The sequence below is a fragment of the Actinomadura roseirufa genome (assembly GCF_900659635.1).
Taxonomy (GTDB): domain Bacteria; phylum Actinomycetota; class Actinomycetes; order Streptosporangiales; family Streptosporangiaceae; genus Spirillospora; species Spirillospora roseirufa.
In genome coordinates this window covers 1-15149 of the sequence record NZ_CAACVB010000191.1, presented here as the reverse complement: position 1 = coordinate 15149, position 15149 = coordinate 1, and the positions used below count along the sequence as shown (strand labels likewise).

Annotated in this window: 22 protein-coding genes and 2 riboswitches; of the genes, 11 read left to right on the top strand and 11 right to left on the bottom strand. The window is 70.5% G+C overall.

Going from position 1 to position 15149, the window contains the following annotated elements:
- The 10 genes from E1291_RS30105 to E1291_RS30055 all read left to right on the top strand — a co-directional run.
- Positions 1–459: transposase (locus E1291_RS30105; RefSeq protein WP_207401014.1), on the top strand; the 459-nt coding region annotated here is incomplete at its 5' end.
- A 473-nt stretch (positions 460–932) separates the two neighbouring features.
- A riboswitch (glycine riboswitch) is annotated at positions 933–1029 on the top strand.
- 1 nt (position 1030) lies between these two features.
- A riboswitch (glycine riboswitch) is annotated at positions 1031–1126 on the top strand.
- Positions 1127–1192: 66 nt separating this feature from the next.
- Positions 1193–2287 (top strand): glycine cleavage system aminomethyltransferase GcvT, encoded by a 1095-nt coding sequence (gcvT, locus tag E1291_RS30100; RefSeq protein WP_131741460.1) that lies wholly within the window; start codon positions 1193–1195, stop codon positions 2285–2287.
- A 20-nt stretch (positions 2288–2307) separates the two neighbouring features.
- Positions 2308–2697: a glycine cleavage system protein GcvH gene (gene gcvH, locus E1291_RS30095; protein WP_131741459.1), complete on the top strand. Its 390-nt coding sequence runs from the start codon at positions 2308–2310 to the stop codon at positions 2695–2697.
- A 9-nt stretch (positions 2698–2706) separates the two neighbouring features.
- A complete protein-coding gene (gene glyA / locus E1291_RS30090) occupies positions 2707–3957 on the top strand; it encodes a serine hydroxymethyltransferase (protein WP_131741463.1) in 1251 nt (416 codons plus the stop codon).
- Between the two features lie 52 nt (positions 3958–4009).
- Positions 4010–5383 carry an L-serine ammonia-lyase gene (locus E1291_RS30085; protein ID WP_131741458.1) on the top strand — a complete coding sequence of 458 codons (1374 nt, stop codon included), beginning with the start codon at positions 4010–4012 and terminating at the stop codon, positions 5381–5383.
- A 575-nt stretch (positions 5384–5958) separates the two neighbouring features.
- Complete coding sequence (locus E1291_RS30075; RefSeq protein WP_131741456.1) at positions 5959–6480, top strand: DUF6879 family protein; 522 nt, start codon at positions 5959–5961, stop codon at positions 6478–6480.
- Positions 6477–7331, top strand: coding sequence for a helix-turn-helix domain-containing protein (locus E1291_RS30070; protein WP_165495348.1), 855 nt, complete (start codon positions 6477–6479; stop codon positions 7329–7331). Before E1291_RS30075 ends, E1291_RS30070 begins: the two co-directional genes overlap by 4 nt.
- A gap of 25 nt (positions 7332–7356) precedes the next feature.
- A complete protein-coding gene (locus E1291_RS45245; protein WP_131741454.1) occupies positions 7357–7683 on the top strand; it encodes a tyrosine-type recombinase/integrase in 327 nt (108 codons plus the stop codon).
- 170 nt (positions 7684–7853) lie between these two features.
- Positions 7854–8063: a type II toxin-antitoxin system HicB family antitoxin gene (locus tag E1291_RS30060; RefSeq protein ID WP_131741453.1), complete on the top strand. Its 210-nt coding sequence runs from the start codon at positions 7854–7856 to the stop codon at positions 8061–8063.
- Positions 8060–8446: a type II toxin-antitoxin system death-on-curing family toxin gene (locus E1291_RS30055; protein ID WP_131741452.1), complete on the top strand. Its 387-nt coding sequence runs from the start codon at positions 8060–8062 to the stop codon at positions 8444–8446. The genes E1291_RS30060 and E1291_RS30055 overlap by 4 nt, the downstream gene beginning before the upstream one ends.
- A gap of 16 nt (positions 8447–8462) precedes the next feature.
- Here E1291_RS30055 and E1291_RS30050 read toward each other — a convergent pair whose 3' ends face one another.
- The gene (locus E1291_RS30050) at positions 8463–9158 is read right to left on the bottom strand and encodes a TetR/AcrR family transcriptional regulator C-terminal domain-containing protein (RefSeq protein ID WP_131741451.1); all 696 of its coding nucleotides are present in this window, start codon (positions 9156–9158) and stop codon (positions 8463–8465) included.
- A 150-nt stretch (positions 9159–9308) separates the two neighbouring features.
- Between E1291_RS30050 and E1291_RS30045 the strand changes: the two genes are divergently transcribed.
- The gene (locus tag E1291_RS30045) at positions 9309–10313 is read left to right on the top strand and encodes an isopenicillin N synthase family dioxygenase (protein ID WP_131741450.1); all 1005 of its coding nucleotides are present in this window, start codon (positions 9309–9311) and stop codon (positions 10311–10313) included.
- Between the two features lie 12 nt (positions 10314–10325).
- Here the strand turns inward: E1291_RS30045 and E1291_RS30040 are convergent, their stop codons facing one another.
- The 10 genes from E1291_RS30040 to E1291_RS42350 all read right to left on the bottom strand — a co-directional run.
- Positions 10326–10772 carry a winged helix-turn-helix transcriptional regulator gene (locus tag E1291_RS30040; protein WP_131741449.1) on the bottom strand — a complete coding sequence of 149 codons (447 nt, stop codon included), beginning with the start codon at positions 10770–10772 and terminating at the stop codon, positions 10326–10328.
- 487 nt (positions 10773–11259) lie between these two features.
- Positions 11260–11841: an alkaline shock response membrane anchor protein AmaP gene (amaP, locus tag E1291_RS30035; protein WP_131741448.1), complete on the bottom strand. Its 582-nt coding sequence runs from the start codon at positions 11839–11841 to the stop codon at positions 11260–11262.
- Positions 11841–12419 (bottom strand): DUF6286 domain-containing protein, encoded by a 579-nt coding sequence (locus E1291_RS30030; RefSeq protein ID WP_131741447.1) that lies wholly within the window; start codon positions 12417–12419, stop codon positions 11841–11843. Before E1291_RS30030 ends, amaP begins: the two co-directional genes overlap by 1 nt.
- A complete protein-coding gene (locus tag E1291_RS30025) occupies positions 12416–12832 on the bottom strand; it encodes an Asp23/Gls24 family envelope stress response protein (protein ID WP_131741446.1) in 417 nt (138 codons plus the stop codon). The genes E1291_RS30030 and E1291_RS30025 overlap by 4 nt, the downstream gene beginning before the upstream one ends.
- Positions 12829–13017: a hypothetical protein gene (locus E1291_RS30020; RefSeq protein ID WP_131741462.1), complete on the bottom strand. Its 189-nt coding sequence runs from the start codon at positions 13015–13017 to the stop codon at positions 12829–12831. The genes E1291_RS30025 and E1291_RS30020 overlap by 4 nt, the downstream gene beginning before the upstream one ends.
- Positions 13018–13022: 5 nt before the next feature.
- Positions 13023–13325 (bottom strand): hypothetical protein, encoded by a 303-nt coding sequence (locus tag E1291_RS30015; RefSeq protein WP_131741445.1) that lies wholly within the window; start codon positions 13323–13325, stop codon positions 13023–13025.
- Positions 13322–13768 carry an Asp23/Gls24 family envelope stress response protein gene (locus tag E1291_RS30010; protein WP_131741461.1) on the bottom strand — a complete coding sequence of 149 codons (447 nt, stop codon included), beginning with the start codon at positions 13766–13768 and terminating at the stop codon, positions 13322–13324. Before E1291_RS30010 ends, E1291_RS30015 begins: the two co-directional genes overlap by 4 nt.
- A 127-nt stretch (positions 13769–13895) precedes the next feature.
- A complete protein-coding gene (locus E1291_RS30005; protein WP_131741444.1) occupies positions 13896–14081 on the bottom strand; it encodes a hypothetical protein in 186 nt (61 codons plus the stop codon).
- Between the two features lie 304 nt (positions 14082–14385).
- A complete protein-coding gene (locus tag E1291_RS30000; RefSeq protein WP_131741443.1) occupies positions 14386–14946 on the bottom strand; it encodes a hypothetical protein in 561 nt (186 codons plus the stop codon).
- 1 nt (position 14947) lies between these two features.
- Positions 14948–15149, bottom strand: a 202-nt coding sequence (locus E1291_RS42350; protein WP_165495346.1) for an Asp23/Gls24 family envelope stress response protein, incomplete at its 5' end; no start/stop codon positions are given.

Genomic DNA, 15149 nt, shown 5'->3' with positions numbered 1-15149 from the left:
GCCGGGATGGTCTGCTACCGCCCGGGTGAGCGGTCCCGGCTGATCTACCGGCTGCACCATTACCGCCGCCGCAAAGGCGAACGCGCCGCCTTCACCCTGGCCGAGTACACAAGCATGCTTCAGGCCGCTCACCAGCAGTTACCCGGCGGGAAGATCGTGCTGGTCTGGGACAACCTGAACGTCCACCACTCCAAGGCGATGCGCGCGTTCATCGACGCCCACGCCGACTGGCTGACGGTGTTCCACCTGCCCGCCTACGCGCCCGACCTCAACCCGGCTGAGAGCGTGTGGTCACTGCTGAAACGCTCCATGGCCAACTTCCTGGCCACCGACCTGGACCACCTCACCGCCATGATCAAGCACCGCCTCAAGGTGATCCAGCACCACCCCGACGTGATCGACGGTTGCCTGACCACCACCGGCCTCACCCTCAACACCACCCCCGCCAACACTAATTAACCCTGATTAGAGCGCCTTCCTTCAACGGGAACTGCGCGATCAGGGTCTCGCTTCGCTCGAACCCGGCTTCGCACGCGATCGCAGCCATCCGCTGATCGCAAACCTGAGGTCCAAGCAACGACTTGCCACACGGTGAGGTTCATGTGGCGCCCCCAGGAAGCCGGCCACGGGCCCGCCAGCCCGCATCATGACAACCCGAGACGGCAAGGCAACCAGACGCCGGACGCCGAGCAAGCCCCAGATGAACACTGAGATCACACGCGCCGGACAACAAGCCGCCACCTTTAGGTAGTAAGGCCATCCCGCCGCCACCGTCTGCGATCGCGTGCGAAGCCGGGTTCGAGCCTGCGAGAACCCGATCGCGCAGCGAGCCCCTGGGCGAGCCGGAGCGATGCCAGCGATCGCACAGTTCCCGTTGAAGGAGGGCGCCCCAGCGCCCGACGCCGAGGGAACTGTATATTCAACACAGCCGCTGATCCCGTGCGGGAGAGTGCCCTCGTTGCCAGCGTGGGCCGCCGAAGGAGCAAATCCTCCCCGGAACCTCTCAGGCCCACGGACCGCACGGACGAGGCGACCTCTGGAAAGCGGGGACCAGGTCCCCCGCCGAAGGTGAAAGCTCGCCGTCGTGCGGGTGAAACTCTCAGGCGCCGATGACAGAGGGGGAGGCACCGGAACGCCCGGTGCGCGAGTGGGACGATGGACCGCGCGCGCCCGCGACGAAGGAGCCGAACCCATGTCCGCCGATCCGAACGTCAAGAAGACGCCGCTGCACGATGTCCATCGGGACCTCGGCGCGAACCTCGTCGATTTCGCGGGTTACCTGATGCCGTTGCGCTATGCGAGCGAGACGGCCGAGCACAAGGCCGTCCGGACGGGGGCGGGGCTGTTCGATCTGTCCCATATGGGGGAGATCTTCCTCGTGGGGCCGGGGGCGGGGGCCGCGCTGGACCACGCGCTGGTCGGGAACCTGTCGCCGATGGCGGTGGGCAAGGCCCGGTACACGATGATCTGCGGCCACAACGGCGGGGTGCTGGACGACCTGATCGTCTACCGGCTCGCGGACGAGACGTGGCTGGTGGTCGCCAACGCCGCGAACGCCGCGACGGTGCTGGGCGAGCTGACGGAGCGGGCCGCGGGCTTCGACGCGGTGGTGGAGGATCGGTCGGACTCCTACGCGCTCATCGCCCTGCAGGGGCCGCGCGCCCAGTCGATCCTGGAGGGGTTCACCGGGGCGCCGCTGGCGGACCTGCGGTACTACGCGATCCTCGCCGACAAGGTGGCCGGTGTCGACGCGCTCGTCGCGCGCACCGGGTACACGGGCGAGGACGGGTTCGAGCTGTTCGTGGACGCGGCCGACGCCGTGCGGCTCTGGGGTGAGCTGGCGGCGGTCGAGGGCGTCGTGCCGGCGGGCCTGTCGGCGCGCGACACGCTGCGCCTGGAGGCGGGCATGCCGCTGTACGGGAACGAGCTGACCACCGAGACGACCCCGTTCGAGGCGGGCCTCGGCCGCGTCGTGAAGCTGGACAAGCCCGTCGACTTCGTCGGCAAGGCGGTCCTGGCGGCGCAGGCTCAGACGCCGGTGGGCCGTAGGCTCGTCGGGCTGGTGGCGCGGGGGCGTCGTGCCCCGCGCAAGGGGTACGAGGTCGTCGCGTCCGACGGCACGCCGGTCGGGGTCGTGACGAGCGGCGCGCCGTCCCCCACACTGGGCAAGCCGATCGCCATGGCCTACCTCGACAGCGGCGTCGGGGAGACCGACCTCGCCGTGGACGTCCGCGGCAGGCGGGAGCCGGTCGACGTGGTCGCCCTGCCGTTCTACAAGCGTTCCTGAGACCTGGAGAGAGAAGCATCGTGAGCGTTCCGGAGCAGCTGCGTTACAGCGAAGAGCACGAGTGGGTGGCCGGTCTCGGCGGCGAGGACGGCATCGTCACCGTCGGCATCACCGCGCACGCCGCCGACGCCCTGGGCGAGATCGTCTACCTTGAGCTGCACTCGTCGGAGGGGGAGGCCGTCACGGCCGGGGAGCCCTGCGGCGAGGTGGAGTCCACCAAGTCGGTCAGCGACCTGTACTCCCCCGTCAGCGGCGAGATCACCGCGATCAACAGCGCCGTGGTGGACGAGCCCAAGGTCATCAACGACGACCCCTACGGCGAGGGCTGGATCTTCAAGATCCGGGTCGTGGACGAGCCGGGCGACCTGCTCGACGCCGCCGAGTACACCAAGCTGATCGAGGAGGACTAGCCCGTGGGCATGTTCGACCCGCTGGCCACGGCCGACCCGGAGGTCGCCGAGGCCGTCGCCGCCGAGCTGCGCCGGCAGCAGTCCACCCTTGAGATGATCGCGTCGGAGAACTTCGCGCCCGTCTCGGTGCTGGAGGCGCAGGGCTCCGTCCTGACGAACAAGTACGCCGAGGGTTACCCCGGCAAGCGCTACTACGGCGGCTGCGAGTACGTGGACGTCACCGAGCAGCTCGCCATCGACCGCGCCAAGGCGCTGTTCGGCGCCGAGCACGCGAACGTCCAGCCGCACAGCGGCGCCCAGGCCAACACCGCGGTCTACTTCGCCCTGCTGCAGCACGGCGACACCATTCTCGGGCTCGACCTCGCGCACGGCGGCCACCTGACCCACGGCATGCGGCTGAACTACTCGGGCAAGACGCTGAACGTGGTGCCCTACCACGTCCGCGCCGAGGACGGCCTGGTCGACATGGACGAGGTCGCCGCGCTCGCGGCCGAGCACCGGCCCAAGATGATCGTGGCGGGCTGGTCGGCCTATCCGCGCCGGCTCGACTTCGAGGCGTTCCGCAAGGTCGCCGACTCGGTCGGGGCGCTGCTCATGGTGGACATGGCGCACTTCGCCGGGCTGGTCGCGGCGGGGCTGCACCCCTCCCCCGTCCCGCACGCCGACATCGTCACCACCACCACGCACAAGACGCTCGGTGGTCCGCGCGGCGGGCTGATCCTCGCCCGCGAGGAGTTCGGCAAGAAGATCAACTCGGCCGTCTTCCCCGGCATGCAGGGCGGCCCGCTGGAGCACGTGATCGCCGCCAAGGCGGTCGCCCTGAAGATCGCCGCGTCGGACGAGTTCCGCGACCGGCAGGCCCGTACCGTCGAGGGCGCCAGGATCCTCGCGGCCCGGCTGCTCGCCGAGGACGCGGCGAAGGCCGGCGTGAAGGTCCTCACCGGCGGGACGGACGTGCACCTCGTCCTGGTCGACCTGGTGGACTCCGAGCTCACCGGCCGGGACGCCGAGGACCGGCTGCACGACATCGGCATCACGGTCAACCGGAACGCCGTCCCGAACGACCCGCGCCCGCCGATGGTCACCTCCGGCCTGCGGATCGGCACGCCGGCCCTGGCCACCCGCGGCTTCTCCGCCGCCGACTTCACCGAGGTCGCCGACGTGATCGCGCTCGCCCTCCAGCCGTCCTTCGACCGGGACGCCCTGGCGGCCCGGGTGACGGCGCTGTCGGACGCGCACCCCCTGTACCCGAACCTGTGATCGCGAGGCGCCCCCTCCGCGCGGAGGGGGCGCTCGCCGCAACGAGGCAACCATGGCCATCAGCGTTTTCGACCTGTTCAAGATCGGCATCGGGCCGTCGTCCTCGCACACCGGCGGGCCGATGGCGGCGGCGCACCGGTTCGCGCGCGGCCTGCACCGGGACGGGCTGCTGGAGAAGACGGGGTCGGTGCGGGCCGTCCTGTACGGTTCGCTGGGCCTCACCGGCAAGGGGCACGGCAGCGACAAGGCCGTGATCCTCGGCCTTGAGGGCGACAAGCCCGAGACCGTCGACGTGGACACCGTCGACGGGCGGCTCGCGGCGATCCGCGAGCGCGGCACGCTGCGCCTGTTCGACGACCACGAGGTCCCCTTCGTCGTCAACGAGCACCTGGTCTTCGAGCGGAAGCTGTCGCTGCCCGGCCACCCCAACGGGATGCGCTTCGCCGCCTTCGACGCCGAGGGCGAGGAGCTGCGCTCGCGCGTCTACTACTCCGTCGGCGGCGGCTTCATCGTGGACGAGAACGCCACCGGCGCCGACCGCATCAAGCCGGACGACACCGTCCTGCCGTACCGCTTCGACACCGCCGCCGAGCTTCTGGAACGTTGCGACGAGACGGGGCTGTCGATCTCGGCGCTCATGCTGGAGAACGAGCAGGCGTTCGGCCGTAGCCCCCAGGAGATCCGCGAGGGCCTGCTGGAGCTCTGGGACGTGATGCGGGCGTGCGTCACCCGCGGCTGCACCCGGGAGGGCCTGCTGCCCGGCGGCCTGAAGGTCCGGCGCCGCGCGCCGCAGCTGCAGCGCCAGCTGGCGGCGGAGAAGGCGTCCGACCCGTTGCACGCCATGGACTGGGTGACGCTGTACGCGCTGGCGGTCAACGAGGAGAACGCCGCCGGGGGCCGCATCGTGACCGCGCCCACCAACGGCGCGGCCGGGATCATCCCCGCCGTCCTGCACTACTACGACCGTTTCGTCCCGGGACGCGACGACGAGGGCGTGGTCCGTTTCCTGCTCACGGCGGGCGCGATCGGGGCGCTGTTCAAGCAGAACGCCTCCATCTCCGGCGCCGAGGTCGGCTGCCAGGGCGAGGTCGGGTCCGCCTGCTCGATGGCCGCGGCCGGCCTGACCGAGGTCCTCGGCGGCACCCCGGAGCAGGTGGAGAACGCCGCGGAGATCGGCATCGAGCACAACCTGGGCCTCACCTGCGACCCCGTCGGCGGCCTCGTCCAGGTCCCCTGCATCGAGCGGAACGCCGTCGGCGCCATCAAGGCCATCAGCGCCGCCCGGATCTCGCTGCGCGGCGACGGCCGCCACTTCGTGTCCCTGGACAAGGCCATCAAGACCATGCGCGACACCGGCCGCGACATGCTCGACAAGTACAAGGAGACGAGCCGAGGCGGCCTCGCCGTGAATGTCATCGAGTGCTGACGGCTCCTGACCAGGGCTTTTAAGCCCAAACAGAGGAACACAACAACCCGCTCAAATTCGTCTCACGTCTCCCCGTTTCCCCATGGCTTCCCGGGAAGCAGGTGACCAGGGCCCCGTACGGCAACGACCGTGCGGGGTTCTCTCATACCCTCTAAGGGCACCAGCGGCCATAACCGACGGACGGGGAGCTTCGCCCATATGCCCCTGGGATAATGAATGATCAGGCTTCTCACAGGAACTTTCGCCGATCTCCCGTCTACGAGCAACTTTGAGCAAGTCTCTTGACGGACCTCTCACCGGACTTGGACGCTGGAACCGAGTAACTTCGAGCAACCCCCCGCAGGGAGGGCAGCCATGCGCCTTAACTTCGTTTGCAAAGATCCCGCTTCTCGCACCGATGACGACTGTCCAGCGTTCTACCGGACAGACAAGGGGACATGGGTTGTTCAAGGGTGGAGCATGACTGGTTCCGAAGTCCGCGACCAACTGAGGAACCTTGCGGACAACGAAACGTACCTTGAGATTCCTGATGGACTGGTGCGACTGCTGGCCGAGAAATACATGAAGGGTGAACTGTGAAGCTGATTACCGGACAAGACCGCAAGAAGCTCTTTGAGTCCTTCAAGCGGGAAGCCCTGCACTTGGAATTGAGAGACTTCTACGACACGGGAGATCTTGAGAAGGTTGAACGCTGGAAGGCCGGGGAACCGGACGACCTTGAATGGCTCAGGCCATGGTGTGACCGGGTGCGAAGAGGTATCGCTCAGGGGAAGAGCTACCGGCGTGCATGCGTGGTCTCGGAGCCTCTCACGGACTATCAGAGGTGGGCCTACAGCGTCACTCAGCCGAACCTTGACGCCGGGGAGGATATTCGTTGGATCCCTCGCCGTCTTGTGTCAGCGATCCCGCTACCAGGAAACGACTTCTGGCTGTTTGATGACGATGCCGTTGTATTTGGCGTCTTTGGTGGCGACGGCAACGTCATTGAGCGTCAACTCTACACCGATCCCGATATGGTTCGGCTTTGCCGAAACGCTTTTGAAGCGGTGTGGGCCGTGTCGGTTCGACACAACGACTACAAGCCTGCCCAGCAGTGACAGAACAGGCTCAAGCCGCGAGAGCAGCATTTGGCGACAGGCTCAGGAACATTCGCAAGGATGCTCAGCTTACGGGCAAGGAGCTTGCTGCGGTGAACAATTGGCACTTCACCAAGGTCAGCAAGCTTGAGCACGGTAAACAGAATGCCTCCGAACGCGATATTAGAGCTTGGTGCATCGCCTGCCATGCCGAGGAGCAGATACCTGAACTGATAGCCACGGTCCGTGACATTGCTCAGATGTGGGAGTTGTATCGCCACTCGCTGAGAGGCGGACAGAAACGGCTACAGGCCAAGGGGACGCCGCTCTACAAGGCTACGAAGCTTCTCAGGGCCTATGAGTCGATCTGTCCTCCTGGCATCCTGCAAAGCCCCTCGTACGTTCGCGCAGTGATGAAGACGAACGCTGCAATATTCGAGCTGACAGAAGACGTTGAGGAGGCGGTTGAGGCTCGACTTGAAAGGCAATCGTTGCTCTACTCCCCGGGACATCGGTACTCGTTTGTCATCGAATATGGGGCTCTTCTCGGCGTCATGGGAAGTGCAGATACGCTGTTTGAGCAACTCGATTTCCTCGATACAGTGACCACGCTCCCCAGCGTGTCCTTGGGGATCATTCCCCCAGATGTGATTCGGAAAATCTTCCCAGGTGAAGGGTTCTACATCTTTGATGACTCGATGGCCCGTACTTCAACCTATGCGGGACGAATTCGCACCGTAGAGCCACAAGACGTTGCCTTTATGATCCGAATCTTTCGGACCTTGCAGTCACAGGCCGTCTACGGCGCCAAGGCAAGAGGCCTGATCGACCAGCGTCGAAAGCGATTGGAGCAACTCCAGGAAAGTTCGTAGCGGTTGAGCCCCCGTCGCTCTCAGTATGGTCGCCATTACCAGCTCCGAAAAAGGCGATCTCACGGGTCAAGACATGGGCGGGGCAACCCTCGGACAGCAGCTCTTTCAAGATCCCTGGTACCGGACGCTGGATGCTCTCGCATGGCCCCGTAGAGGCAACGGGCCCCACCGCCTACGGCACTCCTTCGCCGTGGGGCTCATCGAGGATGGGGCCTCCCCTGCGGAGGTCAAGGCAGCCCTCAACCACTCTGCGATCACGGTCACGCTCAGTGAGTACGGAGATCACTGGGACAACGATGACCCCCGTCTCAGGAACCGGGTCAACGCCCGGTTCGCCCGGCTGGATGGCTGAGAGGTTTCCCGTGGGCTTCCCCACGGGCTGGTCCAAGGCTGGGAACCCCTGTCTACCTGGGGTTCCCTTGATCGCCATGTCCTTGCTCGACAAGTACAAGGAGACGAGCCGAGGCGGCCTCGCCGTAAATGTCATCGAGTGCTGACGCTCAGTGGTGATACCATTCCGGTATGACCACTCGCAGTGTCCGCATCCCTCCGGAGATCGACGGAATCCTTACCAAGGCGGCGGAGGCCGAGCACATCTCCGTCAACGCCGCCATCGTGCAGGCCGTCCAGACCTGGGCTCTGGCCCGTGAGCATCGCGCCCATGTCCAGGCCATCACGGCCCAGGTCATGGCCGAGGACGCCGCCCTTCTCGAGCGACTGGCCGACGCGTGACCGAGTACCTGATGGCCGAGGATCTGATCGCGATCAACGGCGCGGTGCTCGGCGGCGCCCCGGCCGTCCGGGACGCCGGGCTGGTCGCCTCCTCGGCGATGCGCCCGGCGACGGTCGCCTTCGGCGCCGAGGCGTACGGCACCGTGGACGAGAAGGCCGCCGCGCTGCTCCATTCGATCATCTGCAACCACGCGTTCGTCGACGGCAACAAGCGCACGGGCTGGACGGCCGCGAGGGTCATGCTGGCCCTCAACGGCCAGCGTCCGGACTTGAGCGACGACGAGGCGTTCGCGCTGGTGCTGCGCGTCGCCACGTCGTGTTCGGAGATCGAGATCAAGGACATCTCCGCGGCGCTGCGGGTCGTCCCGCGGCAGGCCCCCTGACGCGCTTCGCCGTTCCTCAGGAGGACGGGCCGAGCTGGGCTTCGAGTCCGTCGAGCAGGTAGTCCAGGCCCGTGGTGAAGCCGCCGTCCCAGTCGTCGTCGTAGAGGTAGCCGTGGGCGGCGAGGGTCGGGTACAGGTCGCTCCGCGCGCGCAGCTGCTCCTGACCGACGCGGCGTTCCTCGTCGCTGATGCGCAGGGCGGTCTCCGTCGACGCGGCGCCCATGACGTGGTTGTAGAGCGCCCAGGTCGCCGCGGACAGGCCCTTGCCGGTGAATCCGGCGTGGACGAGCGTGGCCTGGAGCAGCTCCATCCAGGCGAGGAAGTTCGGGCCGATGGTGGGCCGCCGGCGCGCCGGGACGGCCGCGGCCCACGGGTGGCTCAGCAGCGCGGCGCGCCAGGCGGTCAGCACGGTGGTGACGTCCGCGCGCCAGCCCGCCTCCCCGGACGTCCCGGGCGGGACCGCGCCGAAGATCGCGTCGACGGCGAGGTCGATCACGTCGTCCTTGGTGTCGACGTGCCAGTACAGCGACGGGGCGACGACGGCGAGCCGGTCAGCGAGGCGGCGCATGGTGAGCCCGTCGATGCCGTCCTCGTCGAGCAGGGCGACGGCCGCCTCGACGATGCGCGCGAGGGTCAGCGGCGGCTCCCCCCGGGAGGGGACGCGGCGGGGCCGCAGCCAGACGCTTCGCACGTCGCCGTCCGCCCTGCCCATCCGCACCTCACCTGACGTCCCCGGTCGTCCCCGCCCGCCCGAGTGTAGCGGCGTTCGTTTCATCTAACATTGTTAGTTGGTGCCGAACGGTGTTAGTTTTGCGGCGCGGCGGTTCGACGGCGAGCCGCCCCGGCACCGATGGAGGCAGCGATGAGCAGCGACACCGGCGAGCGGCGGCCCGCGACCGTCCTGGACGGATACGTGCCCGTGATCGACCTGTCCGGCGCGGGCGGCGGGCCGGGACGCGCCGCCGCCGCGCGGGCCATCGGCCGCGCGTGCGCGGAATCGGGGTTCTTCACGCTGGTCGGGCACGGTGTGCCCCGCGAACTGATCGACCGCATGTACGCGACGACCATGGAGTTCTTCCTGCTCCCGCCGGAGGAGAAGGAGGCGGCCGTCGGCGGGCCGGACGCGGGCGGGCTGCGCTACTCGGCGGGCAGCGCGGCCAGGAGCGCGGGCGTGGCCGCGCCGCCCGACCTGTGCGAGATCTTCAGTTCCAACGTGCTCGGCGACCTGGACGCCGAGCGGAGGGCCGCCTACGGCGACGGCTCGGTGCCGTGGACGCGGCCCAACGTCTGGCCCCGGCGGCCCGAGACGTTCCGGGACACCTGGCTCGAATACACGGAGGCGATGGAGCGGCTCGCGCGGGACCTCATGCGGCTGTTCGCCCTCGCGCTCGGCCTGGACGAGCGCTTCTTCGACGGCCGGATCGACGAGGACATCTCGACGATCGTCGCGAACTTCTACTATCCGCAGGCCCGGCCGCCGGAGCCCGGCCAGATGCGCAAGGGCCCGCACACCGACTGGGGCACGCTCACGATCCTGTACCAGGACGAGGTCGGGGGGCTCCAGGTCCACCAGGACGGGCACGGCTGGCGCGACGTCCCGTTCGTTCCCGGCGGCTTCGTCATCAACATCGGCGACATGATGGCCTTCTGGACGGGCGGCCACTGGGTCTCCACCCGGCACCGGGTACTGAACCCGGTCGAGGGGCACGGCGGCCACCGCCTGTCGATCCCGTTCTTCCACCTCCCCAACCACGACGCGCCGATCGAACCGCTCCCCCACCTCACCGGCGGCGCGGCGGAGGGGCGGCGGGCGGCGACCACGCCGGGGCGGTGGTACCAGGAGAAGATGGCCGCCCTGTACTCCTGAGCGGCCGGGAGGTCAGACGGTGAGGGCGCCCCGGCCCGTCGGGGAGTGGGCGCCGACGCGGGCCTCGCCGCCGCAGTGACGGCACACCACCGCCGGGCTGACCCGCTCTCCGCAGGAGTGCTGCCAGCGGACGGGCGGGTCGCCCGCGTGCAGGTGCCGGTCGCCCCAGTCCATCAGGACGAGCAGGACGTCGCACAGTTCGGCGCCCGCGGGCGTGAGGTGGTACTCGTGGCGGACCGGGCGGTCGCTGTAGCGCACGCGGCGGATGACGCCGTTCGACTCCAGCTTGCGGAGCCGGGCGGTGAGGATGTCGCGGGACGCGCCGGTGTTGCGGACGATCTGGTCGAAGCGCCGGATCCCGTAGCTCATCTCACGGATGGCCAGCAGGCTCCACCGCTCGCCCACCAGGTCCAGCGTGTCGGCGATCGAGCATTCGCGCGGCTCGGCGTCCTTCGGCATGCCCACCAGCCTAGGGCCTGCCGGGGCACGGCCCCGGCCCGCCGCGAGGGCCGGAACGCCCGTGGCGAAGGGCTCTCGGCGTCAAGCCCCCTGCAGCCGCGCATAATGCCCCGGGCCGCTGGACCACCGGGCGGGTCCGTCCTGCGGGGCCGCGAGGCCGGTGCCGGGGGCGGGCATCACGACGCCACCGCGGGGGCCATCCAGGGCACTTCGTCACGTGAATTACGGATGGTCCCGCGCGATGGCGCGTGGTGGTGTTCGGCGGCGGCCGCCGGCTCGGGTGTCCCCCTCGAACCCCCGGTCAGGGAAGGGGCTCATGCCGTGGTCCGTCAGTTCCCTCCATGCGTCGAAGAGCCCCTCGGCGGCGCCGCCCTGAACTCGTCGTGGGCCAAACCTGCCTCCTCGCTCTCTCGACGTCGGGTCACTTCGCACACTAACCCGTCTACCTGGATATACACGCCAATTACCGCAAAGGTGTCGTCAAGGGTCACAGGACCGTCCGGGCGCGGTCGCCGGGGACGAGCCGCAGCCGCACGACCGTGGAGATGTGGTCGCGTTCCAGGGCGACGCACAGGTGACGGACCGCGTCGTCCTCGATGCGGCGGCGCAGGTCGGGCAGGTCGGCGCGGTGGTCGTAGGCGACGTTCAGGCGCAGCCGGGGCCGCTGGGACGAGCCGAGCAGGCGGCCGTGGACGCTCTGTACGCCGGGATATTCGCCGATCTCCTCTTCGAGGGCGTCCGTGACGGCCTTGGCGGACAGGTGCGTGGAGCCCTCGGCGGCGTCCTCCGGTTCCAGGGTGAGATCCCGCAGCCTGCGGGAGCGGACCTGAGCGACCAGCCACAGCAGGCCGAGCAGGGCGAGGACGATCGCGGCGGCGGTGACGGCGGGCCAGAACCAGCCGTGGTCGTCCACCCAGCGGCGCACCTGCGCGTCCAGGATCGTGTCGGAGGCGCGTCCGTCGCCGAAGGCGCCGAGGCCGCGGGCCAGGGCGGCGGCGCCGGGCAGGGCGAGCAGCAGGCCGAACAGCACCAGGCCGGTGCGGTTGAGGCGGGCGGGGCGGCGGTCCATCAGTGCTCCCGGTGTTTCACCTGGACCGCGACCTTCCGGCCGGGCAGCGGGCTCAGCCGGCGCAGCCGGGCGCCGACGGCGACGCCGATCCGCCGGTCCAGGTCCGCGGGGTCGCGGACGGGCGTCTCGGCGACGACCTTGACGCGGTGGCGGCGCAGCCGGACCCGGCGCACGCCCGACACCCCCGGCGCGGCCTCGGCGGCGGAGGCGACGGCCCGGCGCAGCCCGCGCCGGGTCACGCCCATCATCAGGTCCGGGTCCTCCCCGTGCAGCGGGACGACCCGCGACCGGCCCGGCAGCAGGCCGGCGAGCAGGAAGAACAGCCCGACCGCCGTCAGGCCCGCGGCCGCCGCGAGGGCCCCGGCGTCCTTCCAGGCGGTGTCGTCCGCCCAGTCGCGTACCCGGTCATAGGGGACGAGGTGCGCGGGGCCGCCCGCCCACGCGCTGATGATCTCGATCGCGGTGAGCACCCCGGCGGCGATGAGCAGCAGCGCGGCGAGCACGCCGGGCCAGATCCGGCGCGGCCGGAACGCGTGCCGGGCCGCCCGGTCGGCGGCGCGCCCGGCGTGCGCGGTCACCGGACCCTCACCCGCTCGTCCGCGCGCGGCAGCGCCGCGACCTGGACGTCCACCTGGCGGACGGTGAGGCCGGTCAGTCCCTCGACCCGCTCGCGGACGCTCGCGCGGACGCGCCGCGCCACCTCGGCCACCGGGTTCGGGTACCGCACCGACACCGCGACCCGCGCGACCACGATGTCGCCGTCGACCCGCACGGCGGCGCGGACCGGCGCGGACCCGGGGACGCGGACGCCCAGCACCGACCGGGCGAGACCGCCGGTCTCGCCGGTGTCGCCGGCCGCCTTCGCGGCGATGCGCGCCACGACGCGGTCGCTGATCGTCGTCGTCCCCCGGGACCCGGCGGGCACCGCGGGCGCCTCGCCGGCCGGCACGGCCTCCCCGGCCGGTACCGCCCCCGCGGCCGGCGCGCTCATCGCGGCCGCCGGCCCGGGTTGAGGGACGACATGAGCTCGGAGAGGTCGAGATCGCCCTCGATGGCGCGGCCGGCGAGGAAGCCGAGGGCGCCGAGGAACAGCACGAGGAAGAAGGCGCCGACCCCGCCGAAGGCGCCCGCGAAGCCGAGCGCGGTGCCGAAGGCCAGGCCCACCACGGGCCACACCAGTCTCATCCCGATCCCTCCCAGTCCACGTCGCCGATCAGAACGTCCACCGCGCGGTCACCGGCCAGCGGCCCGGCCGCGCGCCGGACGTCGTCGGCGGTCTCGGCGAGCGGCCGGCCGCCGCGGGCGACGACCCCGATCTCCACCCGGCCGGGCCGGATCGCGACCCCGGCGAGCGGGAGGCCCGCGCGGTAGGTCATGATCCGGCCGCGCGGCCCCGCGGTGAGGGCCGCCACGTCCGGCCGGGCCAGCACCACGGCGGCGATGCTCTCCGCCAGGTCGGCGGGGGCCCGCGCCGGTGCGGTCATCGCACCCGCGGCTCCCGCGCGCCGGCCGATTCGCCGTCCTCCTCACCCGGGACGTGGACGTCGTCCACGGTGAGGTTCACCTCGACGACCTCCAGCCCGCACATGTGCTCGACCTCGCCGACGACGTTGGAGCGCACGGCTCCGGCGAGTTCGGGGATCGACACCCCGTACTCCACGACGAGGTCGATGTCGACGGCGGCCTCCCGCTCGCCGACCTGGACGGACACCCCCCGGTTGTCGCCCACGCCGGGCAGCCGGTCGGCGACGGCGCCGAACGCGCCGGAGGTCCCCATGGCGTGAACACCGCCGACGTCGGCCGCCGCACGACCCGCGATCTTGGCGACCACGGCGTCGGCGATGGTGGTCCGGCCGCCCGATGTGACGAGCTCACCGCCCCCGCCGCTCCTGCCGCCCCCGCCGGCCTTTCCGGCCGCATCGCGCATGCCGTTCGCACCACCCGGCTGCGCCGCGGCCGCACGCCCATCGTCCTGGCTCACGGCTTACCTCCCGATATATCGGTCCTTGTGCGGGTGATGCTCGGGTGGCGGAACGCCGAAACCAAAGGGACGGTCAACGCCGCTTTGCCGGACCGGCCTCGAACATCGCCCTCATCTTGCGCGCGGCGTCGCCGGGCTTGCGCTTGGCGGCCTCGGCGCCCTTCTTCGCGTTCCCGCGCCTCGCGGCGCCCTGCTGTTCGGCGGCCTCGGTCCGGGTCCTGCTCGCCTCGCGGTCCGCCCTGTCGTTCCGGTCGCTCACGACAACTCCCCCCACTGGCGATTCGTTCGCCCCCTAGGTACCCCGCAACGTGATCGTCTACCCGGGCTCGGTTTACTGCGATCCCGGCCCAAGGGCTCGCCTGGCGGCTCGCCCTTGACCGTGCTCGTGCGAGCGCGAATCGCTTCGCGATCTTCCCGGCGGGGCTCGCCTCCGGCGTCGCCCCGCCGGTCAGGGCGCGCGCTCGCGTGACGGCTGAGGACCGTTTCGAAGCTCCCGGCTCCCAGCCGGGACGGGGTGTTCCGGTCTCGCGTCGGGCCCTCCCGCGCGTCCCTTGGCCCCCGCGCTAGGCGGGGGACGCGGCGTGGCGGGGGCCGGGGGGCGGGAAGGCCAGGCGGAAGCGGATCACGACCGGGAGGTCGGGCATGCCGAGCGACCTGCGGTACCGCTCGACGGGGCCCGCGCCCAGTTCGCCGTACACCTCGCCGAGGACGGCGTCGCCGTCGCACACGACGGTCATCTGCAGGCGCGGGCGGCGCGCGCTTCCGGTGAGCCGGACGCGGGCGTCACGAACGCCGGGCAGTTCCCCGGCGTCGCGGACGAGGTCGCCGGCCGCGTCCCGGGCGCGGGCGCGGGTCTCCGGATCGACGTCCGCCCGCCACTGCTGCACGAACGCGCGGCACTGCAGGACCAGCCACATCTGCCCGGCCAGCGACAGCATCTCGGCGGCGCCCGCGGCGGCGGGCAGCAACCAGCCGTGGCCGCGGGCGAACCGGGCCAGCGCCGGGTCGAGCGGCGGACGGCCCGCCAGGTCGCCCAGCCCGTCGAGCCCGCCCAGGCCGAGGACGAGCGCGGCGGCGCCGGCGGTGACCAGCAGCACGCCGGCCAGCACCATGGGAACGCGCATGTCAGTCCTTCCGCCAGCCGAGCCGCACGTCGACCGGGGGCCGGTACATCGGCTCGATGCCGTCCAGCCGGGCGTCGACCGCCGCGTGCACGAGCTCGGCGAGGTTCGCCGGGTTGCGGTAGCGGGACGCGGCGCGCACGACGAGCCGCCGCCGCACCGGCCCCGGTCCGCGGACGCGGGCGCGCTCGATGCCGGGCACCCCG